15 protein-coding genes are annotated in these 21385 nt (G+C 51.5%); 4 read left to right on the forward strand and 11 right to left on the reverse strand.

What is annotated here, in order from left to right; genetic code table 11:
• Nucleotides 1-188: 188 nt before the first annotated feature.
• The 5 genes from secF to queA are packed head-to-tail and all read right to left on the reverse strand — an operon-like array spanning nt 189 to nt 5654.
• Entirely contained in the window at nt 189-1160 is a 972-nt protein-coding gene (gene secF, locus ACJHWK_RS23285; protein ID WP_000046637.1) for a protein translocase subunit SecF, read from the reverse strand.
• Nucleotides 1161-1170: 10 nt separating this feature from the next.
• Nucleotides 1171-3018 carry a protein translocase subunit SecD gene (gene secD / locus ACJHWK_RS23290; protein WP_000934822.1) on the reverse strand — a complete coding sequence of 616 codons (1848 nt, stop codon included), beginning with the start codon at nt 3016-3018 and terminating at the stop codon, nt 1171-1173.
• Nucleotides 3019-3045: 27 nt separating this feature from the next.
• Entirely contained in the window at nt 3046-3378 is a 333-nt protein-coding gene (gene yajC, locus ACJHWK_RS23295; RefSeq protein WP_000007629.1) for a preprotein translocase subunit YajC, read from the reverse strand.
• Nucleotides 3379-3400: 22 nt separating this feature from the next.
• Nucleotides 3401-4528 carry a tRNA guanosine(34) transglycosylase Tgt gene (gene tgt, locus ACJHWK_RS23300; protein ID WP_000667319.1) on the reverse strand — a complete coding sequence of 376 codons (1128 nt, stop codon included), beginning with the start codon at nt 4526-4528 and terminating at the stop codon, nt 3401-3403.
• Between the two features lie 55 nt (nt 4529-4583).
• On the reverse strand, nt 4584-5654 hold the full coding sequence (gene queA, locus ACJHWK_RS23305) for a tRNA preQ1(34) S-adenosylmethionine ribosyltransferase-isomerase QueA (protein ID WP_170886377.1): 1071 nt from the start codon (nt 5652-5654) through the stop codon (nt 4584-4586).
• Between the two features lie 218 nt (nt 5655-5872).
• Between queA and acpH the strand changes: the two genes are divergently transcribed.
• A complete protein-coding gene (acpH, locus tag ACJHWK_RS23310; RefSeq protein ID WP_001009884.1) occupies nt 5873-6454 on the forward strand; it encodes an ACP phosphodiesterase in 582 nt (193 codons plus the stop codon).
• Nucleotides 6455-6474: 20 nt separating this feature from the next.
• On the opposite strand, the gene ACJHWK_RS23315 is transcribed toward acpH, so the two are convergent.
• The 6 genes from ACJHWK_RS23315 to phoB form a co-directional block, all read right to left on the reverse strand.
• A complete protein-coding gene (locus tag ACJHWK_RS23315) occupies nt 6475-7932 on the reverse strand; it encodes a hypothetical protein (RefSeq protein WP_410234942.1) in 1458 nt (485 codons plus the stop codon).
• A 185-nt stretch (nt 7933-8117) separates the two neighbouring features.
• Nucleotides 8118-9935, reverse strand: coding sequence for a maltodextrin glucosidase (gene malZ / locus ACJHWK_RS23320; RefSeq protein WP_001328722.1), 1818 nt, complete (start codon nt 9933-9935; stop codon nt 8118-8120).
• A 155-nt stretch (nt 9936-10090) separates the two neighbouring features.
• Nucleotides 10091-11464 carry a proline-specific permease ProY gene (gene proY, locus ACJHWK_RS23325; protein ID WP_001521998.1) on the reverse strand — a complete coding sequence of 458 codons (1374 nt, stop codon included), beginning with the start codon at nt 11462-11464 and terminating at the stop codon, nt 10091-10093.
• A gap of 75 nt (nt 11465-11539) precedes the next feature.
• Nucleotides 11540-12859 carry a branched-chain amino acid transporter carrier protein BrnQ gene (brnQ, locus tag ACJHWK_RS23330; protein ID WP_000149639.1) on the reverse strand — a complete coding sequence of 440 codons (1320 nt, stop codon included), beginning with the start codon at nt 12857-12859 and terminating at the stop codon, nt 11540-11542.
• A gap of 406 nt (nt 12860-13265) precedes the next feature.
• Nucleotides 13266-14561, reverse strand: coding sequence for a phosphate regulon sensor histidine kinase PhoR (gene phoR / locus ACJHWK_RS23335; RefSeq protein ID WP_000893603.1), 1296 nt, complete (start codon nt 14559-14561; stop codon nt 13266-13268).
• Nucleotides 14562-14618: 57 nt separating this feature from the next.
• Nucleotides 14619-15308, reverse strand: a complete 690-nt coding sequence (gene phoB, locus ACJHWK_RS23340) for a phosphate response regulator transcription factor PhoB (protein WP_000113933.1) — start codon at nt 15306-15308, stop codon at nt 14619-14621.
• Nucleotides 15309-15497: 189 nt separating this feature from the next.
• Here phoB and sbcD point away from each other — a divergent pair, with 189 nt between their 5' ends.
• The 3 genes from sbcD (at nt 15498) to araJ (ending at nt 21150) form a co-directional block, all read left to right on the forward strand.
• Nucleotides 15498-16700 (forward strand): exonuclease subunit SbcD, encoded by a 1203-nt coding sequence (sbcD, locus tag ACJHWK_RS23345; protein WP_001521994.1) that lies wholly within the window; start codon nt 15498-15500, stop codon nt 16698-16700.
• Nucleotides 16697-19840, forward strand: a complete 3144-nt coding sequence (gene sbcC, locus ACJHWK_RS23350; RefSeq protein ID WP_001521993.1) for an exonuclease subunit SbcC — start codon at nt 16697-16699, stop codon at nt 19838-19840. The genes sbcD and sbcC overlap by 4 nt, the downstream gene beginning before the upstream one ends.
• A gap of 125 nt (nt 19841-19965) precedes the next feature.
• Nucleotides 19966-21150, forward strand: a complete 1185-nt coding sequence (gene araJ, locus ACJHWK_RS23355) for an MFS transporter AraJ (protein ID WP_001695489.1) — start codon at nt 19966-19968, stop codon at nt 21148-21150.
• Nucleotides 21151-21385 lie beyond the last annotated feature (235 nt).

The raw sequence follows: 21385 nt of genomic DNA on the forward strand, positions 1-21385 counted from the left end.
CCCCTTTTGATTTCTTGTTTGACACTTGCAGTTGCCAGACCGCAAGGTGTTTTAACAAATCAAAAGGGGTTTTAATAACTGGCTCAAAGCTGAAAGCTTTCCGGAACCCCCTGCCTAGCTGGGGGTTTTCTGTGCACAAAAAAATCCCGATCTTCTGACCGGGATTTTCAACATCAACGGGAACTTGATTACGGCAGAATTGACGGCTGATCCGCCCCTTCTTTTTCCACTTTCTGCTGCAGCATGTGTTCGCGCTTCATACCCAGTTTCAGAGCCAGCGCCGATGCCACATAGATGGAAGATGCAGTACCGATGGAAACACCGATAAGCATGGTCAGCGAGAAGCCTTCCAGTACCGGACCACCGAAGAGGTACAGCATCAGGATAACCATCAAGGTAGTACCGGATGTGATCAAGGTACGGTGCAGCGTCTGGGTCAAGGACACGTTAAAGATTTCGTAAGGCGTACCGCGACGGATCTTGCGGAAGTTTTCGCGAATACGGTCTGATACCACGATACTGTCGTTAAGCGAGTAACCGATAACCGACATCAACGATGCCACAATGGTCAGGTCAATCTCGATATGGAATAACGACAAAATACCCAGCGTAATGATAACGTCGTGCGCCAGCGCAATAACAACCCCTGCCGCCAGTCGCCACTCAAAGCGGAAACCTACGTACACGAGGATAGATAGCAGCGCCGCCATCAACGCCATCGCACCGGTTTGCGCAAGGTCTGCCCCCACGCTCGGACCGACGAACTCAATACGCTTCACTGCCGCATTCTGATTGGTGGATTCGTTAATCACCTTCAGAACCTGGCTGCCCAGCACCTGACCGCCGGTTTCGCCTTCAGCAGGCGGCATACGGACCATGATGTCGTGGCTGCTACCAAAGTTTTGCAGCATCGGCTCTTCAAAACCGGCTTTTTGCAATGCATCACGCATTACGTCAATTTCAGCCGGTTTTTCGAGCGTAATTTCGATAACCGTACCACCGGTGAAATCCAGCCCCCAGTTAAAGCCGCGCACGCCCATAATAACGATAGCGGCGATTAACAGCAGACCAGAGATGCCAAAAGCCCAGTAGTCCCAGCGCATAAAGTCATAGACTTTACGGCCGTGGTTTAGTTGTTCAACAGTATATTCCTGTGCCACATCGCACTCCTCAGATTGACAGCTTCTTGACGCGCTTGCCGCCATATAGCAGGTTTACGATGGCACGCGTACCGACAATCGCGGTAAACATCGACGTCGCCACACCGATACCGGTAGTAATCGCGAACCCTTTAATTGCCCCGGTACCCACTGCGTACAGGATGATGACTTTAATCAGCGTGGTGATGTTCGCATCGAAGATGGAACTGAATGCGCCACGATAACCTTCATCAATTGCCTGTTGAACAGTACGTCCGTTGCTCAACTCTTCTTTAATACGTTCGTTGATAAGTACGTTCGCATCGACCGCTACCGCAAGGGTTAAGACGATACCCGCGATACCTGGCATACTCAGCGTTGCGCCTGGCAACAGCGACATAATGCCGACAATCAAGATCAAGTTGGCAATCAGAGCACTGGTCGCAATCAGACCAAACTTCTTATAGAAGATGATCATGAACAGAATAGAAACCAGCAGACCGGCAAGGCAAGCCTCCAGCCCCTGCTCAATGTTCTGCATACCCAGGGTCGGGCCAATGGTACGTTCTTCAACAATCTGAATCGGCGCGATCAACGCACCGGCACGCAGCAAAAGTGAAAGCTGACGGGCTTCGTTCGGGTTGTTAATACCGGTGATACGGAAGCTGTTACCCAGACGAGACTGGATGTTAGCGATGTTAATCACCTCTTCCTGTTTCACCAGAACCGCACGACCGTTAGCATCTTTCTTGCCGCTGTCTTTGTACTCCACAAACAGGGTCGCCATCGGTTTGCCGATGTTGTCCTTGGTGAAGTTAGACATAATGTTGCCACCTGCGCTGTCGAGCGAGATGTTAACCTGCGGCTGGTTGTATTCGTCCTGGCTGGAAGTGGAGTCGGTGATATGGTCACCGGTCAGAATTACGCGTTTGTACAGCACAACTGGCTGACCTTCGCGGGTCTGTTTCACTTCAGAGTCGCCAGGTACGCGACCGGATGCCGCTGCGGCCTGATCAACGTTAGTGTTTACCAGACGGAATTCCAGCGTTGCCGTCGCACCCAGAATCTCTTTCGCACGCGCGGTGTCCTGAATACCTGGCAGTTCAACAACGATACGGTCAGCACCCTGACGCTGAACCACCGGCTCCGCCACACCAAGTTGGTTTACACGGTTACGCAGGATATTAATGTTCTGCTGCACCGCATATTCACGCGCTTCACTAAGGCGAGCATCGCTCATTACCGCACGCAGCTGGTTGCTGCCCTGGCTACTAATCACCAGGTCCGGATGACGCTTGCTCAAATACGCAATGGCTTCATCACGAGCTTTAGCATCGCGGAAAGTGATGCTCAGGCCGTAGTTGTTTTCTTTACGAACGGTGGTATACGGGATGCCCTTTTCGCGCAGGTCGCTGCGCAGGCTATCGATATTTTGTTCCTGGAGTTTGCCAAGCGCGGTGTCCATATCCACTTCCATCAGGAAGTGAACGCCGCCACGCAGGTCAAGGCCGAGCTTCATCGGCTCAGCGTGAATAGCTGCCAGCCAGCGCGGCGTTGCCGGGGCAAGGTTAAGCGCCACGACGTATTTGTCACCCATAACGCCCATTAATGCTTCACGAGCGCGCAGCTGGGTGTCAGTGGAGTCGAAGCGCGCAAGAATAGCGCCCTCTTCCAGTGCCACAGACTTAGCAGTTATTTTTTCTTCTTGTAACGTTTTCTGGACCTGGATCAGCGTTTGCTCACTGGCGGCGACTCCGCGCGCACCAGTGATCTGAACAGCCGGATCCTCACCAAACAGGTTGGGAAGCGCATACAGCAGACCGATGACAATCACCACGATCAGCATGACGTACTTCCACAAAGGATAACGGTTTAACACGGCAATTCCCTTAGGGAAAAATTTTAATTACAGCGCCTTCATGGTGCCTTTCGGCAGGACGGCAGCTACGAAGTCACGTTTAATAACTACTTCAGTGGTGTCATTCAGCGCGATAGCAATGTAGCCGTTTTCCGCTACTTTGGTTACGCGACCAACCAGGCCACCGTTCGTCAGAACTTCATCACCTTTGGCAATGGAGTCCATCAGCTTTTTGTGTTCTTTGGTGCGCTTCTGCTGTGGACGCAGGATCATGAAATAGAAAATCAGACCGAATACCACCAGCATCAAAATCAAAGACATCGGGCTACCTTGCGCCGGTGCACCCGTTGCCGCTACCGCATCAGAAATAAAAAAGCTCATTAAATTTCCCTCATTATTAATATTAATCAACGTTCAAAGGTGGTACTTCTCGCCCCTGACGCTGGTAAAAATCAGTTACGAAGCTCTCTAATTTACCCTCTTCAATAGCCTTGCGTAAACCCGCCATCAAACGCTGGTAGTAACGAAGGTTATGAATGGTATTGAGTCGCGCGCCTAATATTTCGTTGCAACGATCGAGATGATGCAAGTAAGCGCGTGAATAATTGCGACAGGTGTAGCAATCACACTCAGGATCGAGTGGGCCAGTATCGCTCTTATACTTCGCATTGCGGATTTTCACCACGCCATCGGTCACGAACAAATGACCATTTCGGGCGTTGCGGGTTGGCATTACGCAGTCAAACATATCGATACCGCGACGCACGCCTTCAACCAGGTCTTCTGGTTTACCAACGCCCATCAGGTAACGCGGTTTGTCTGCCGGAATTTGCGGGCATACATGCTCCAGAATGCGGTGCATATCTGCTTTCGGCTCACCCACAGCCAGACCGCCGACAGCGTAGCCATCAAAACCGATATCTACCAGACCTTTAACAGAAATATCACGTAAATCTTCGTAAACGCTGCCCTGAATGATACCAAACAGCGCATTTTTGTTTCCGAGACTATCAAAACGCTCACGGCTACGCTTCGCCCAACGCAGAGACATCTCCATGGAGCGTTTTGCGTAATCCCAGTCAGCAGGATACGGCGTACACTCATCAAAGATCATGACGATATCCGAACCAAGATCGTACTGAATCTCCATCGACTTTTCCGGGTCGAGGAAAATCGGGTCGCCGTTGATCGGGTTACGGAAGTGAACGCCCTGTTCGGTGATTTTACGAATATCACCAAGGCTGAAGACCTGGAAGCCGCCGGAGTCGGTAAGGATTGGGCCTTTCCACTGCATAAAATCGTGCAGATCGCCGTGCAGTTTCATGATTTCCTGGCCCGGGCGCAGCCACAGGTGGAAGGTGTTGCCGAGGATAATTTGCGCGCCAGTGGCTTCAACTTCTTCCGGCGTCATCCCTTTTACGGTGCCGTAGGTGCCAACAGGCATAAAACAAGGCGTTTCCACTACGCCACGATCAAAGACCAGGCGGCCACGGCGTGCGCGACCGTCGGTGGTGTCCAGTTCAAATTTCATTTTTTCTCCACTACGTCAGAAAAACAGTCCAACGTTTTAAACCAGCGCCGCGGAATTACTCCCCGACGCGCTCATTAATTGCCTGCGGATTGTACGTGATAAACATCGCATCACCGTAACTAAAAAAGCGATATTTCTCTTCTACCGCTGATTTATAGGCGTTCATGGTGTGTTGATAACCGGCAAAGGCCGAAACCAGCATAATCAGCGTCGACTCTGGCAAGTGGAAGTTCGTCACCAGCGCATCGACCACTTTGTACTGAAAGCCCGGATAGATAAAGATTTGGGTGTCGTCAAAGAACGGTTCGATGAGATCGTTTTTCGCCGCCTGAGCCGCGCTTTCCAGTGAACGTACTGAGGTGGTGCCAACCGCAATCACCCGGTTACCGCGCGCTTTCGCCGCCAGTACCGCGTCTACCACATCCTGCGGTACTTCAGCGTATTCCGAGTGCATGATGTGATCTTCAATGGTGTCGACGCGCACCGGCTGGAAGGTGCCCGCACCAACGTGCAGGGTGACGAACGCCATCTCCACGCCTTTGGCGCGTAATTTTTCCAGCAAAGGTTCGTCAAAATGCAGACCAGCGGTCGGGGCTGCAACCGCGCCCGGTTTTTCGCTATAAACGGTTTGATAAAGTTCGCGGTCAGCGTCTTCGTCCGGACGGTCGATATACGGCGGCAGCGGCATATGGCCGATGCTGTTGAGGATATCCAGTACCGAACGATCATCATTAAATTCAACTTCAAACAGTGCGCCGTGGCGCGCGGTCATTGTTGCGTTGATACTTTCGTCATCGCCCAGTAACAGTTCTGCGCCAGGTTTTGGCGCTTTCGAGGCGCGAATATGCGCAAGAATGCGTTTGTCGTCTAGCATCCGCTCAACCAGCACTTCAATCTTGCCGCCGCTGGCTTTACGCCCAAACAGGCGCGCCGGGATCACGCGGGTATTATTAAAAACCAGAAGATCGCCGGGGTTGAGCTTATCGAGTAAATCGGTGAAAGTACCGTGCGTCAGCGCGCCCGTCGGCCCGTCCAGCGACAGTAAACGACAGCTACTGCGTTCAGGCATGGGATAGTGGGCAATCAGGGATTCGGGCAATTCAAAGGAGAAATCGATAACGCGCATGACACTGACTCAGACTAAAATAAGAGGCGGGTAGTCTAGTGCCGGGGCGCTCTCCCTGCAACCTTTACCCTCCTTGATGGATGACATAATCTATACACAAAATCATTCAAGATGCATCGAGATGGCAACTGAATGAGTCCCCAGGAGCTTACATTAAGTAAGTGACTGGGGTGAGTGAAGGCAGCCAACGAAGAGGCAGTTTGAAGGATGAAGTGTATATGAATTTTTTAGCTCACCTGCATCTAGCTCACCTGGCGGAAAGCTCGCTTTCTGGCAATTTACTGGCTGATTTCGTACGCGGAAATCCTGAAGAAAGTTTTCCGCCCGACGTCGTGGCTGGCATTCATATGCATCGGCGCATTGATGTACTAACCGACAATCTGCCGGAAGTCCGCGAAGCACGGGAATGGTTTCGTAGTGAAACGCGCCGCGTTGCGCCTATTACCCTGGATGTCATGTGGGATCACTTTCTTTCCCGCCACTGGTCGCAGCTGTCGCCGGACTTTCCGCTACAGGAATTTGTCTGTTATGCCCGCGAGCAAGTGATGACGATTTTGCCGGACTCACCGCCACGTTTTATCAATCTGAACAATTACTTGTGGTCAGAGCAGTGGCTGGTGCGCTATCGAGATATGGATTTCATCCAGAACGTGTTAAACGGCATGGCAAGCCGTCGCCCACGTCTGGATGCCCTGCGTGACTCCTGGTACGATTTAGACGCCCATTACGATGCCCTGGAAACCCGCTTCTGGCAGTTTTATCCGCGGATGATGGCACAGGCGTCACACAAGGCGCTCTGAAACTTCAAGCTCCGGCGTCACTATTTTTTAGCATTCGCATCCAGCGGGGCGGCATAACAGCTGTAAGAAAAACATTCGCTGGAATGATTGGCGATATCTTTAAAGTTGCTTTCAGCAACCCCCTCGAACATGAGTACCGTTCTGGACAACTCTCCGTTTTCATTTATATATGGAAAATCAAATTGTGTACTGAATCGCCATACATCTGTCTTTTCTGGCTCGCTGTTCACAGAGATACGTCGATGGAAGACTCCTCCTGAAAACGTGCGCCAGAACAATTGTTGATCAAAATCTTGTAATATCGCACACTTGGATGCTATTTGACGTAGTAAACCTGCATACCGTGGACTGCCATTACGAGCAACATTATACAAACCCTGACTAAAAGCATCAAACAAACAATAGATATGATCACTAGTGAAAAAAGGTCTTAATTTTTTTTGTTCTTCATCGCTGTAATCCAGGAGCATCTCATTGATTTCTTCCGGTGAGAATTTTAAGACAAAATTATCCTCAGGATTTGTTTCTTTCTTGTTTTTTTCACTATTCTTCTCCTCAATGGTCTTCGCATTTTGTTTCGCAATTTTTTTCGCATTTTCTTCCTCAGTTTTTTTCGCAATTTTTTCCGCAATTTTTTCCCGAGTTTTTGGTTTTAGACTAACACCATCGATGTCAACCGGTGTTGTTTTCAGATCTCTCTGCGCGTCTTTCAAATTTGTCTTATAGAGATCGGGCACTTTATCGGCAGATAAGTATCCGGATGAAGAAATCTGGTGTGTACGCATGGGGGGCTGTTCACAAAGCATCGAGGCTATATCGTCTTTAAACTCTTTTACATTAAAGTTATCGGCATTAACCTTCCCTGTTATAAACCCCGCATCGGCAATTTTCTTCTCTAATTGTTTTGTACGTTTAGAATAATAAGCGTTGTTATCATAAAACTTTTCAAGAAGGGCCCACTCCTCAAGTTGCCTTATGTGATTTTTCAACTGTTGATGATCTATTTTATATTCATGTGTACTAGAATCATTTTGGTTGCAGGGGTTACAGATTTTTAAGCATAATTTTCCATCATAATTATTATCTATGGTATCAGTGAAAATATAGGACACTTCAATACTCTGCCCGTTCTTATCAGTCATCTCATATGACAATTGCCCCGTTCGTTTCGCATTCTTAATGAGTTCGATGGACTCTGCAGGACAACCATGAAGAATGGGCAGAATTTTATCAGGATGCTTAATGAGTAAAATTATTATATTTACAATGTTTGAAAAGAAATCTTTGCTATTTTTTATTTCATCGATTTTTTCCGCTGAAATGTTTACTAAGTTTTCATTTCCGGAAATGAAAAGCAATTTGCCATGGGGGCTTTTTTTAAATTGTTCTTCTGTTTTAGAAAAGACATCCTCTTTAAAAGGTGGCAACTCACTACCAGTAATAAACGGTTTCAATAAATTCGAATTTGAAATTGTCATATCTTTGCTCCACTACAGGGTTATCCTGGAGCATGTTGTACATAACATCATGGGCAAAGAATACCAAAAATCGCTCATATCGATCAGGACAAATATTTAACAAATTCAGCCCTGACATTGAGCAGCTTTTTCGCTGCGTAGTGTCAGGGCTGGTGACTAACGACGTTACAAATAAAACAGATGCTTTAGTTCATCCACACCGTAGCCGAAATGGCAGGCAAAGCCAGAATCCCGTCTGTCAGTTGCCCATGGCCTTCTTTGCGTTGCCATTGCACGACATTAAGAAACGGTGACGCGGGTAGCACCACTTCACAGGCCTCGCCACGGTTGATTGCCACCAGTACACGCTGCTGATTCAGCACGCGGACAAATACCACCACGTTATCTTCCGCATACAGCACCTGACAGCCGCCACGACGCAGCGCCTGACTTTTCTTACGCAGCGCAATCATTCGCTGGTACAACGCGAATAACGCCGTATCCTGCTTTTCCACCTGCCAGGGGAACGGTTTACGGCAAAACGGATCGTTTTTGCCATCCAGTCCTACTTCATCACCGTAATAAATGCACGGTACACCAGGCCAGGTGAACAGCCAGACCACCGCCAGCGGCAGGCGCGCAATATCCCGACCGAGCAGCGTTTTAAATCGCGCAGTATCGTGGCTATCGAGCTGATTAAACATACGTAATTGCTGTTGATGAGAAAGTCCTGCGCGGTAATTATCCATCCAGGCCATACAGGTTTGGGCGTCAATTTGCTGCGGATCATAAGAGATATCGGTATTGGCGAGAAATCCCCACAACGGGAATGTGAAGCCGCGATAGTTCATGGCGGCATCTTCCACATCGGCCTGTAACCATTGCCGTGCATCGCCAAAATGCTCTCCAACTATATACGCTTCCGGCTGGGTTTCTTTCGCCGCTTCGGTGATCCCGGCAACGTGCTGCAAATTATTGCGCGCCCCACCGGCTTCCCCCAGCATATGCACCACATCCAGTCGCCAGCCGTCCATATTCCACGGCGCTTTCAGCCAGTGGCGGACAATACTGTCTTCCCCGCGATAAATTTCATTCACCAGACTTTCCGACTGATAATCCAGTTTCGGCAAGCTGGCATAGCCCAGCCAGTCGAGCGCCGTGCCATCATCACTAAACGAGTACCAGTCGCGCCAGGGCGATTCGGGGTTGTGACAAGCTCCCCCCGTGCCACGATTGTGCCTGTCAAACCAGGCATGGGAATCGCCACTGTGGTTAAACACGCCATCCAGCACCAGCCGCATTCCCAGCTGCTGCGTATTGTGTCGCAAACGCAGCAATGCCCCATCACCGCCAAACTGCGGATCGACATGGCGATAATCCTCGGTATCGTATTTATGTACGCTGGGAGCTTTAAACACCGGATTAAGATACAGCGCCGTCACGCCAAGTTTTTTCAGATACGGCAGTTTTTCGCTGATACCGTCCAGATCGCCGCCATAGAACGTTGATCCGCCCGCCTGCGCCGTGACCGGTTCATCCCAGTCACGCAATATGATCTCTTGTCCGGCTGCGTGATGGTAATAAACATGATCCTGTTCAGCTTCACGAGGAAGACTACGGGCGAAACGATCAGGGAAGATCTGATAAAAAATCTGATCCGCAGCCCATTGTGGGCCGATATCCGGGACATCGACGGCAAACTGCTCCAGTCGTGCTGGCGGCATTCGGCTGAAGCCCTGCGGTGTAAACCAACGCTGGCGATCGTGCCACAGCAATTTGAAACTATAACGCCGCCGGGGTTGCCCGCTGGAGAGATCGATCGCCGCCCGCCATGCGGTGACGCCAGGCTGCGGCTGACTGCGCTGCTTATGCATCGGTACTGACGTTTCTTCGTTGTCGTGTTCTGTACGCAGCATAATGCGCTGCGGTGGGTCTTCGCCCGTCAGCCACAGTGTAATGAGCAGTTGATCTTTGCTTTGTTTAACAAATGGGGGCACCGGCAGGTGCCATGCATTTAACATCATAATTCCCCTGTGATGAAAATCTGATCACCTTGCCATAGCCTAATGCAGGATCACTCATCATCTGAAGGATATTTGGGGGAGGAGGACGGGGGCGGATAACTTTCGGAATAGCCGGATCAGGATTTCCTCCTGAACCGGCTTACAGAACGCAAGTATTACTGGTTTTCAGCCAGCTGACGATCGTGGCGGCGTTTAAACATCCAGCCAATCAACAGCACAACAATCCACGCGAAACCGACATACAGCGAGATACGCGTATCCGGGTGATAACCAATCAACCCGATAATAAAGAGCAGGAAAATCAGCCCGCCGATGGTCGTTGCTACCCCACCCGGCACTTTAAATTTCAGCGCCTTAACTTCTTCTGGCGGCAAACGGCGACGGAAGGCAATTTGCGACAGCAGGATCATAATCCACACCCACACCGTGGCGAAGGTTGCCAGCGAAGCGATCACCAGGAAGACGTTTTCCGGCATGATGTAGTTCAGATACACCGCAAACAGCAGCGCGGTAGTCATCACCAGCACCGTAACCCACGGAATACCGCGACGCGACGTTTTGCTGAAAATTTTCGGCGCGCTGCCCTGCTCTGCCATACCGTGGAGCATACGGCCTACGCCAAATACGTCACTGTTAATTGCCGACAGCGAAGCAGTCAGCACAACAAAGTTAAGAATGCTGGCGGCAAAGGTAATGCCCATATGCTGGAACGTCAGCACGAACGGGCTACCGGCAGTGCCAACCTGATTCCACGGGTAGATAGACATAATGACGAACAGCGTACCGACGTAGAACACCAGAATACGCATCGGCACGGAGTTAATCGCACGCGGTATCGATTTCTCAGGATCTTTCGCTTCACCGGCGGTAATCCCGATAATTTCGATCCCACCGTAAGCAAACATCACCATTTGCAACGACATCACCATCCCAAGCCAGCCGTTACTGAAGAAGCCGCCGTTGCTCCACAGGTTATGAATACCGGTCGGTTGCCCGCCGTTGCCAATCCCCCAGATGATGATGCCGAAACCGGCGACAATCATGATGATGATGGTGGCGACTTTAAAGAACGAGAACCAGAACTCCAGCTCACCGAATACCTTCACGCTCATCAGGTTTACGGCGCAAATGATCAGCACCACGCTCAGTACCCAAATCCAGTGCGGCACCGTCGGGAACCAGACACCCATATAGATACCAAAAGCGGTCACATCGGCGATGGCGACAATAAGGATTTCAAAGCAGTAGGTCCAGCCGGTAATGTAACCTGCCAGCGGTCCGAGGTTTTCCTGCGCATAACGCGAGAAAGAGCTGGCGGCCGGGTTATGTACCGACATTTCCCCCAGCGCGCGCATAATGATATACGCCGCGACACCACCGATAATATAGGCCAACAACACGCTCGGACCGGCCATTTTGATGGCGTCTGCCGAACCGTAAAACAACCCGGTGCCAATTGCTGAACCCAGTGCCATAAAGCGTATGTGGCGGGTACTTAGCCCACGCTTTAGCTTGTTCTTACTTTCCATCAATTCCTAACCCATCAACACAATAAAAAACCACGGGGCATCGCAGCCCCGTGGTTAAAACAAATGTTCAGTGATTTAGTGAGCGCTGGAGGTCACCTGACGACCTGCCGCGCGATCCCAGATAATGGCCAGAACCACCATCACCACTGTTGGCATTAACCACGCCAGACCTTGTTCGGCCAGCGGTAAACGCTGCGCCCAGGACGGTAAGATATCGCTGAATGCAGATGCTTTGATCCCGTCGAGAATACCAAAAAGCAGGCTGATAAACATCGGCGGAGCAATCACGCGGGACGAATTATGCCACCATGAGCGTGTAAAACTTAATACAACCAGTGCGATACACGGCGGATAAATGGCGGTCAGCACCGGTACAGAGATCTGAATCAGCTGACTCAAGCCGAGGTTAGACACCACCATCGAGAAGCCGCCGAGGATAAACACCAGCGTACGATAAGAGAGCGGTACGTACTGGGCGAAGAATTCTGCACAAGCACAGGTCAGGCCAACCGCCGTGACCAGGCAGGCGATGAAGATTAACGCCGCCAGCAGGAAGCTACCGCCGCCGCCAAAGGTATGCTGAACGTAAGCATGCAGAATAGCAGCGCCGTTTGCAGACTGATCGACCAGCGACGCGCTGTCTGAACCCAGACGGAACAGCGCCAGGTACAGCAGAGTCAGACCAACACCCGCCATCAGGCCAGCCCAGACGGTATAACGGGTCAGCAGACGCGCTTCGGTAACGCCACGAGAACGCGCCGCGTTAACAATAACGATACCAAACACCATCGCGCCCAGCGTATCCATGGTCAGATAGCCGTTGACGAAGCCGTTAGAAAACGCAGCGTTTTGATAAGCCTCAGTCGCCGTGCTGATAGAACCCGCCGGCCAGACAATCGCGGCAACAGACAGGATGACCAGCGCGATAATTTTCAGCGGCGCAAGGAAGTTGCCCACGGTATCCAGCAGTTTGCCCGGATAGAGCGAAACCAGAATAACGATAGCGAAATAAACCAGGCTGTAGATAAACAGCGGCAGTGCGGAATCACCCGTCAGCGGCGCAATGCCCACTTCAAAAGAAACGGTAGCTGTACGCGGCGTAGCGAAAAGCGGCCCCACCGCCAGGTAACACACCGTTGCCAGCAGCACGCCAGCGACTTTACCGATTGGCGTGCTGAGGCTGTCAACACCGCCGCCAACTTTTGCCAGCGCCACTACCGTTAATACCGGCAGGCCAACGGCAGTAATGAGGAAGCCGAATGCCGCAGTCCAGACGTGTTCGCCTGCCTGTAAGCCGACCATTGGAGGGAAAATAATGTTACCTGCGCCGACGAACAACGCAAATGTCATAAAGCCCAGAGCGATGATATCGCGCGATCTTAATTGATGGGTCATAAATCATACTGCCTGTGGATGTGGTGTTGTAACGTTAAATTTTTGTGCCAATCCCTGGGGATGATACAGCGGTATATTTAAACAATTTTAGCGGGAAATACTCCCAACCAGGCGCGGCGAAGAATAGTTTTTCGATTTACCGCGTGAATGCAGTCAGTATGACAGCACCTGAAGCGCAATTTAAACGCTTATAACGTTTTAAAGCAAGAAGGGATCTAAAAACCAGAGGTATATAGCGATAAGAAATCACCAACCAGTATAAAACACTATTTCCGTGAAAAAGACATGGCTAATCATGCGAACAAAAAATCACCAACCGTTGTAAAATCTAACGCCCGTATTTTGACTGCAAAGAAAATAAGCCAGCATCGGCTGGCTTATGGCAATAAAAGATGACAAAGGCGGATTAATCGCTGTTTTTGGCAATTAAACGTTCCGGGATAACAAAACTGAAACGTGTTCCTTTTCCTACTGTACTCTCAATATTCAGGCGACTTTCGTGATGATTCACCGCATGTTTCACGATCGCTAACCCTAATCCGCTACCGCCGGTTTGCCGGGAACGCGCTTTATCAACGCGATAAAAACGCTCGGTCAGGCGCGGAATATGCTCCGGTGCAATGCCCGGTCCGTTATCTTCAACGCTAAATTCGGCACCGTGCGGCACTCGCTGCCAGCGTACGGTGATATGCGTGCCTTCCGGCGTATGATTTACGGCGTTATAGACCAGGTTCGAAATCGCACTGCGTAGCTGATCTTCGTTGCCAGACACCTTGAGGCCGTTATCTATCTCAAAGGTAAATGTCTGTTTTTTCTGACTCAGAGTCTGAGCCTCGCGCTCAACAACGCGCAGCATCATTGGCACATCAACCTTTTCATTGAGCAAATGCGTCGGTGCGGCTTCTATTTTCGACAGCGTCAGCAATTGCTTCACCAGCCCTTCCATCCGCTGGGTCTGCTCGCGCATGGTGTGCAACGCTTTTTCACGTACCGCGCCTTCCAGCGGTTGCTCATCCATCATCTCCAGGTAACCCTGTAACACGGTCAATGGCGTACGTAACTCATGGCTCACGTTGGCAAAAAAGTTACGCCGCGCCCCTTCCAGTTGATGCATTTGCGTGACATCACGCGCCACCATCAGCAACTGTTTGTGGGTATAAGGCATGACGCGAATTTCCAGATGCCGCCCGGTGTTGAGCACCAGATTGAGCGGGCGAGAAAAATCACGCGTTTTCAGATATTGCGTAAACTCCGGGTAACGCAGCAGGTTAAGGATGTTCTGCCCGTTATCTTCCGGCCAGCGCAAACCAAGAATCTGTTGCGCCAGACCGTTACACCAGAAAATACCGCCCTCTTCCGTGGTCAGCACCACTGCGTCGGGTAGCGACTCCGCGCCGCTACGAAAGCGTTTAATCAGATTGCCCAGTTCACGGCGGCGTTTTTTATTTCGCAGCTGCATCTGGTGTAAGCCGTATAGTAGCGGTTCCCAGCTACCACGCCCCGGTGGCGGGGTCATACTACGATCCACCCACAGCCACCATGAAAGGCGCAATAAATTCCAGAAATGCCAGATAAGCAGTCCCGTTACCGATGCCAGCAAAAACCAGGGCAGGTAACCAAAAAATGCACCCAGGATGAAAGCCGGGAGGCAACAAAGTAGCAGCTCCAGCACCAGCCTTTTCCACGACAGCCGTTCCAGCACGTAAGATACTCCAGTTAAGAAATCATAAGCCCTGCTCTGCGTCCGATGAGCAAGGCGTTAAAAGCGGGTTGAAAAACGATATCCTGTACCGCGCACGGTCTGCACCATGCGGTCATGCCCACCGGGCTCCAGTGCTTTACGCAGGCGACGAATGTGGACATCGACCGTACGATCTTCCACATACACGTTGGTTCCCCAGACGTGGTTTAACAGCTGCTCGCGGCTGTACACGCGCTCAGGATGCGTCATAAAAAAGTGCAGCAGTTTAAATTCTGTCGGCCCCATCTCCAGTGGCTCTTCGCCCGCCATCACCCGGTGAGATGTCGGGTCGAGGCTTAGCCCCTGCATCTCGATCACCTCTTCCACCGCCATTGGCGAAATACGGCGCATTACCGCTTTGATTCGCGCCACCAGCTCCTTCGGCGAAAACGGCTTGGTGATATAGTCATCCGCGCCGGTTTCAAGGCCGCGCACGCGATCTTCTTCTTCCCCTCTGGCGGTCAACATCACCACTGGAATATCCCGGGTCATCGACTCGCGCTTGAGGTGTTTGATGAACTGGATACCGGAGCCGCCAGGTAACATCCAGTCAAGGAGAATTAAATCCGGCCAGGGTTCATTCAGTTGATTCACAGCACTGTCATAATCTTCCGCTTCGACCGGCTGAAAGCCATTTTGTTCGAGCACGAAGCAGACCATTTCGCGAATTGGTGCTTCATCTTCTACGACCAGAATACGTCTCGCCATGATTTGCCCTGTTGTAATAAATAGGTTGCGATCATTAATGCGACGTCATTATGCGTCAGATTTATGACAGATTTATGAAAAGCTCGTCGCACATATCTTCAGGTTATTGATTTCCGTGGCGCAGAAAAAAGCAAATGGCACATCTGTTTGGGTATAATCGCGCCCATGCTTTTTCGCCAGGGAACCGTTATGCGCATCCTTCACACCTCAGACTGGCATCTCGGCCAGAACTTCTACAGTAAAAGCCGCGAAGCTGAACATCAGGCTTTTCTTGACTGGCTGCTGGAGACAGCACAAACCCATCAGGTGGATGCGATTATTGTTGCTGGTGATGTTTTCGATACCGGCTCGCCGCCCAGTTACGCCCGCACGTTATACAACCGTTTTGTTGTCAATTTACAGCAAACTGGCTGTCATCTGGTGGTACTGGCAGGAAACCATGACTCGGTCGCCACGCTGAATGAATCGCGCGATATCATGGCGTTCCTCAATACGACCGTGGTCGCCAGCGCCGGACATGCGCCGCAAATCTTGCCTCGTCGCGACGGGACGCCAGGCGCAGTGCTGTGCCCCATTCCGTTTTTACGTCCGCGTGACATTATTACCAGCCAGGCGGGGCTTAACGGTATTGAAAAACAGCAGCATTTGCTGGCAGCGATTACCGATTATTACCAACAACACTATGCCGATGCCTGCAAACTGCGCGGCGATCAGCCTCTGCCCATCATCGCCACGGGACATTTAACGACCGTGGGTGCCAGTAAAAGTGACGCCGTGCGTGACATTTATATTGGCACGCTGGACGCGTTTCCGGCACAAAACTTTCCACCAGCCGACTACATCGCGCTCGGGCATATTCACCGCGCACAGATTATTGGCGGCATGGAACATGTTCGCTATTGCGGTTCCCCCATTCCACTGAGTTTTGATGAATGCGGTAAGAGTAAATATGTCCATCTGGTGACATTTTCAAACGGCAAATTAGAGAGCGTGGAAAACCTGAACGTACCGGTAACGCAACCCATGGCGGTGCTGAAAGGCGATCTGGCGTCGATTACCGAACAGCTGGAACAGTGGCGCGATGTATCACAGGAGCCACCTGTCTGGCTGGATATCGAAATCACTACTGATGAGTATCTGCATGATATTCAGCGCAAAATCCAGGCATTAACCGAATCATTGCCTGTCGAAGTATTGCTGGTACGCCGGAGTCGTGAACAGCGCGAGCGTGTGTTAGCCAGCCAACAGCGTGAAACCCTCAGCGAACTCAGCGTCGAAGAGGTGTTCAATCGCCGTCTGGCACTGGAAGAACTGGATGAATCGCAGCAGCAACGTCTGCAGTATCTTTTCACCACGACGTTGCATACCCTCGCCGGAGAACACGAAGTATGAAAATTCTCAGCCTGCGCCTGAAAAACCTGAACTCATTAAAAGGCGAATGGAAGATTGATTTCACCCGCGAGCCGTTCGCCAGCAACGGGCTGTTTGCCATTACCGGCCCAACCGGTGCGGGGAAAACCACCCTGCTGGACGCCATTTGTCTGGCGCTGTATCACGAAACTCCGCGCCTCTCTAACGTTTCACAATCGCAAAATGATCTCATGACCCGCGATACCGCCGAATGTCTGGCGGAGGTGGAGTTTGAAGTGAAAGGTGAAGCGTATCGCGCGTTCTGGAGCCAGAATCGGGCGCGTAACCAGCCGGACGGTAATTTGCAGGTGCCACGCGTAGAGCTGGCGCGCTGCGCCGATGGCAAAATTCTCGCCGACAAAGTGAAAGATAAGCTGGAACTGACGGCGACGTTAACCGGACTGGATTACGGGCGCTTCACCCGTTCGATGCTGCTTTCGCAGGGGCAATTTGCTGCCTTCCTGAATGCCAAACCCAAAGAACGCGCGGAATTGCTCGAGGAGTTAACTGGCACTGAAATCTACGGGCAAATCTCGGCGATGGTTTTTGAGCAGCACAAATCAGCCCGCACAGAGCTGGAGAAGCTGCAAGCGCAGGCCAGCGGCGTCGCGTTGCTCACGCCGGAACAAGTGCAATCGCTGACAGCGAGTTTGCAGGTACTTACTGACGAAGAAAAACAGTTACTTACCGCGCAGCAGCAAGAACAACAATCACTAAACTGGTTAACGCGTCTGGACGAATTGCAGCAAGAAGCCAGCCGCCGTCAGCAGGCCTTGCAACAGGCGTTAGCCGAAGAAGAAAAAGCGCAACCTCAACTGGCGGCGCTCAGTCTGGCACAACCGGCACGAAATCTTCGTCCGCACTGGGAACGCATCGCAGAACACAGCGCGGCGCTGGCGCATACTCGCCAGCAGATTGAAGAAGTAAATACTCGCTTACAGAGCACAATGGCGCTTCGCGCGAGCATTCGCCACCACGCGGCGAAGCAGTCAGCAGAATTACAGCAGCAGCAACAAAGCCTGAATACCTGGTTACAGGAATACGACCGCTTCCGTCAGTGGAACAACGAACTGGCGGGTTGGCGTGCGCAGTTCTCCCAACAAACCAGCGATCGCGAGCATCTGCGGCAATGGCAGCAACAGTTAACCCATGCTGAGCAAAAACTTAATGCGCTTGCGGCGATCACGTTGACGTTAACCGCCGATGAAGTTGCTACCGCCCTGGCGCAACATGCTGAGCAACGCACGCTGCGTCAGCGCCTGGTCGCGTTGCATGGACAGATTGTTCCCCAACAAAAACGCCTGGCGCAATTACAGGTCACTATCCAGAATGTCACGCAAGAACAGACGCAACGTAACGCCGCACTTAACGAAATGCGCCAGCGTTATAAAGAAAAGACGCAGCAACTTGCCGATGTCAAAACCATTTGCGAGCAGGAAGCGCGCATCAAAACGCTGGAAGCCCAGCGCGCGCAGTTACAGGCGGGTCAGCCTTGTCCACTTTGTGGTTCCACCAGCCACCCGGCGGTCGAGGCGTATCAGGCGCTGGAACCGGGCGTTAATCAGGCCCGGCTATTAACGCTGGAAAAAGAAGTGAAAAAGCTCGGCGAAGAAGGTGCGGCGCTACGTGGGCAACTGGATGCATTAACGAAGCAGCTTCAGCGCGATGAAAACGAAGCGCAAAGCCTCCGACAAGATGAGCAAGCACTTACTCAACAATGGCAAGCCGTCACGGCCAGCCTCAATATCACCTTGCAGCCACAGGACGATATTCAACCGTGGCTGGATGCACAAGATGAGCACGAACGCCAGCTGCGGTTACTCAGCCAACGGCATGAATTACAAGGGCAGATTGCCGCGCATAATCAGCAAATTATTCAGTATCAACAGCAAATTGAACAACGCCAGCAGCAGCTCTTAACGGCATTGGCGGGTTATGCACTGACATTGCCACAGGAAGATGAAGAAGAGAGCTGGTTGGCGACGCGTCAGCAAGAAGCGCAGAGCTGGCAGCATCGCCAGAACGAATTAACCGCGCTGCAAAACCGTATTCAGCAACTGACGCCGATTCTGGAAACGTTGCCGCAAAGTGATGAACTCCCGCACAGCGAAGAAACTGTGGTGCTGGAAAACTGGCGGCAGGTTCATGAACAATGTCTCGCATTACACAGCCAGCAGCAGACGTTACAGCAACAGGACGTTCTGGCGGCGCAAAGTCTGCAAAAAGCCCAGGCGCAGTTTGACACCGCGCTACAGGCCAGCGTCTTTGACGATCAGCAGGCGTTCCTTGCGGCGCTAATGGATGAACAAACACTAACGCAGCTGGAACAGCTCAAGCAGAATCTGGAAAACCAGCGCCGTCAGGCGCAAACGCTGGTCACTCAGACAGCAGAAGCGCTGGCACAGCATCAGCAACACCGACCTGACGGGTTGACTCTCACTGTGACGGTGAAGCAGATTCAGCAAGAGTTAGCGCAAACTCACCAAAAGTTGCGTGAAAACACCACCAGTCAGGGCGAGATTCGCCAGCAGCTGAAGCAGGATGCAGACAACCGTCAGCAACAGCAAACCTTAATGCAGCAAATTGCTCAAATGACGCAGCAGGTTGAGGACTGGGGATATCTGAATTCGCTAATAGGTTCCAAAGAGGGCGATAAATTCCGCAAGTTTGCCCAGGGGCTGACGCTGGATAATTTAGTCCATCTCGCTAATCAGCAACTTACCCGGCTGCACGGGCGCTATCTGTTACAGCGCAAAGCCAGCGAGGCGCTGGAAGTCGAGGTTGTTGATACCTGGCAGGCAGATGCGGTACGCGATACCCGTACCCTTTCCGGCGGCGAAAGTTTCCTCGTCAGTCTGGCGCTGGCGCTGGCGCTTTCGGATCTGGTCAGCCATAAAACGCGTATTGACTCGCTGTTCCTTGATGAAGGTTTTGGCACGCTGGATAGCGAAACGCTGGATACCGCCCTTGATGCGCTGGATGCCCTGAATGCCAGTGGCAAAACCATCGGTGTGATTAGCCACGTTGAAGCGATGAAAGAGCGTATTCCGGTGCAGATCAAAGTGAAGAAGATCAACGGCCTGGGCTACAGCAAACTGGAAAGTGCGTTTGCAGTGAAATAACTATTCAGCAGGATAATGAATACAGAGGGGCGAATTATCTCTTGGCCTTGCTGGTCGTTATCCTGCAAGCTATCACTTTATTGGCTACGGTGATTGGTAGCCGTTCTGGTGGTTGTGATGGTGGTATGAAAAAAGTCATTTTATCTTTGGCTCTGGGCACGTTTGGTTTGGGGATGGCCGAATTTGGCATTATGGGCGTGCTCACGGAGCTGGCGCATAACGTAGGAATTTCGATTCCTGCTGCCGGGCATATGATCTCGTATTATGCGCTGGGGGTGGTGGTCGGTGCGCCAATCATCGCACTCTTTTCCAGCCGCTACTCACTCAAACATATCTTATTGTTTCTGGTGGCGTTGTGCGTCATTGGCAACGCCATGTTCACGCTCTCTTCGTCTTACCTGATGCTCGCCATTGGTCGGCTGGTTTCCGGCTTTCCGCATGGTGCATTTTTTGGCGTCGGCGCGATCGTGTTATCGAAAATTATCAAACCCGGCAAAGTCACCGCCGCCGTGGCGGGGATGGTTTCCGGGATGACAGTCGCCAATTTGCTGGGCATTCCGCTGGGAACGTATTTAAGTCAGGAATTTAGCTGGCGTTACACCTTTTTATTGATCGCTGTTTTTAATATTGCGGTGATGGCATCGGTCTATTTTTGGGTGCCGGATATTCGCGACGAGGCGAAAGGGAAGCTACGCGAACAATTTCACTTTTTGCGCAGCCCGGCCCCGTGGTTAATTTTCGCCGCCACCATGTTTGGCAACGCAGGTGTGTTTGCCTGGTTCAGCTACGTAAAGCCATACATGATGTTTATTTCCGGTTTTTCGGAAACGGCGATGACTTTTATTATGATGTTAGTTGGGCTAGGGATGGTGCTGGGGAATGTGCTAAGTGGCCGGATTTCAGGACGTTATTCACCACTGCGCATTGCGGCAGTAACTGACTTTATTATTGTGCTGGCACTGCTGATGCTCTTTTTCTTCGGCGGCATGAAAACAACGTCGCTTATTTTTGCATTTATTTGTTGCGCGGGATTATTTGCCCTTTCAGCACCACTGCAAATATTGTTACTGCAAAATGCCAAAGGCGGAGAGTTATTAGGTGCCGCAGGTGGGCAAATAGCGTTTAACCTCGGTAGCGCCGTCGGCGCATATTGCGGTGGTATGATGCTGACGCTGGGGCTGGCATATAATTACGTGGCGCTGCCTGCCGCCCTGCTTTCGTTTGCTGCGATGTCGTCGTTGCTGCTGTATGGTCGCTATAAGCGCCAGCAAGCGGCGGATAGTCCGGTGCTGGCGAAACCACTGGGGTAGATTACTGTCACGGTGCGCGTTGCTTATTGCCGGATGCGGCGTGAACGCCTTATCCGCCCTACGCGGTTCTGGCACATTTTGTAGGCCTGATAAGACGCGTCATGAACTGCACCCCAAATGTTGTACATAATCTGACATCTGAAGGTGCAGTTTATGAAACATTCATTTGAAGTAAAACTTGCCGCTGTAAATCATTACCTGGCTGGTCATGCAGGCATCATTTCTACGGCAAAAC

The sequence above is a fragment of the Escherichia sp. WS547 genome, assembly GCF_046486065.1.
Classification (GTDB): Bacteria; Pseudomonadota; Gammaproteobacteria; order Enterobacterales; family Enterobacteriaceae; genus Escherichia; species Escherichia coli.

Bases quoted from the DNA above. Each gene is read 5' to 3' on its own strand.
- yajC (WP_000007629.1), bottom strand. From the start codon at position 3,378: ATGAGCTTTTTTATTTCTGATGCGGTAGCGGCAACGGGTGCACCGGCG.
- malZ (WP_001328722.1), bottom strand. From the start codon at position 9,935: ATGATGTTAAATGCATGGCACCTGCCGGTGCCCCCATTTGTTAAACAA.
- brnQ (WP_000149639.1), bottom strand. From the start codon at position 12,859: ATGACCCATCAATTAAGATCGCGCGATATCATCGCTCTGGGCTTTATG.
- proY (WP_001521998.1), bottom strand. From the start codon at position 11,464: ATGGAAAGTAAGAACAAGCTAAAGCGTGGGCTAAGTACCCGCCACATA.
- sbcD (WP_001521994.1), top strand. From the start codon at position 15,498: ATGCGCATCCTTCACACCTCAGACTGGCATCTCGGCCAGAACTTCTAC.
- acpH (WP_001009884.1), top strand. From the start codon at position 5,873: ATGAATTTTTTAGCTCACCTGCATCTAGCTCACCTGGCGGAAAGCTCG.
- tgt (WP_000667319.1), bottom strand. From the start codon at position 4,528: ATGAAATTTGAACTGGACACCACCGACGGTCGCGCACGCCGTGGCCGC.
- ACJHWK_RS23315 (WP_410234942.1), bottom strand. From the start codon at position 7,932: ATGACAATTTCAAATTCGAATTTATTGAAACCGTTTATTACTGGTAGT.
- queA (WP_170886377.1), bottom strand. From the start codon at position 5,654: ATGCGCGTTATCGATTTCTCCTTTGAATTGCCCGAATCCCTGATTGCC.
- araJ (WP_001695489.1), top strand. From the start codon at position 19,966: ATGAAAAAAGTCATTTTATCTTTGGCTCTGGGCACGTTTGGTTTGGGG.
- sbcC (WP_001521993.1), top strand. From the start codon at position 16,697: ATGAAAATTCTCAGCCTGCGCCTGAAAAACCTGAACTCATTAAAAGGC.
- phoB (WP_000113933.1), bottom strand. From the start codon at position 15,308: ATGGCGAGACGTATTCTGGTCGTAGAAGATGAAGCACCAATTCGCGAA.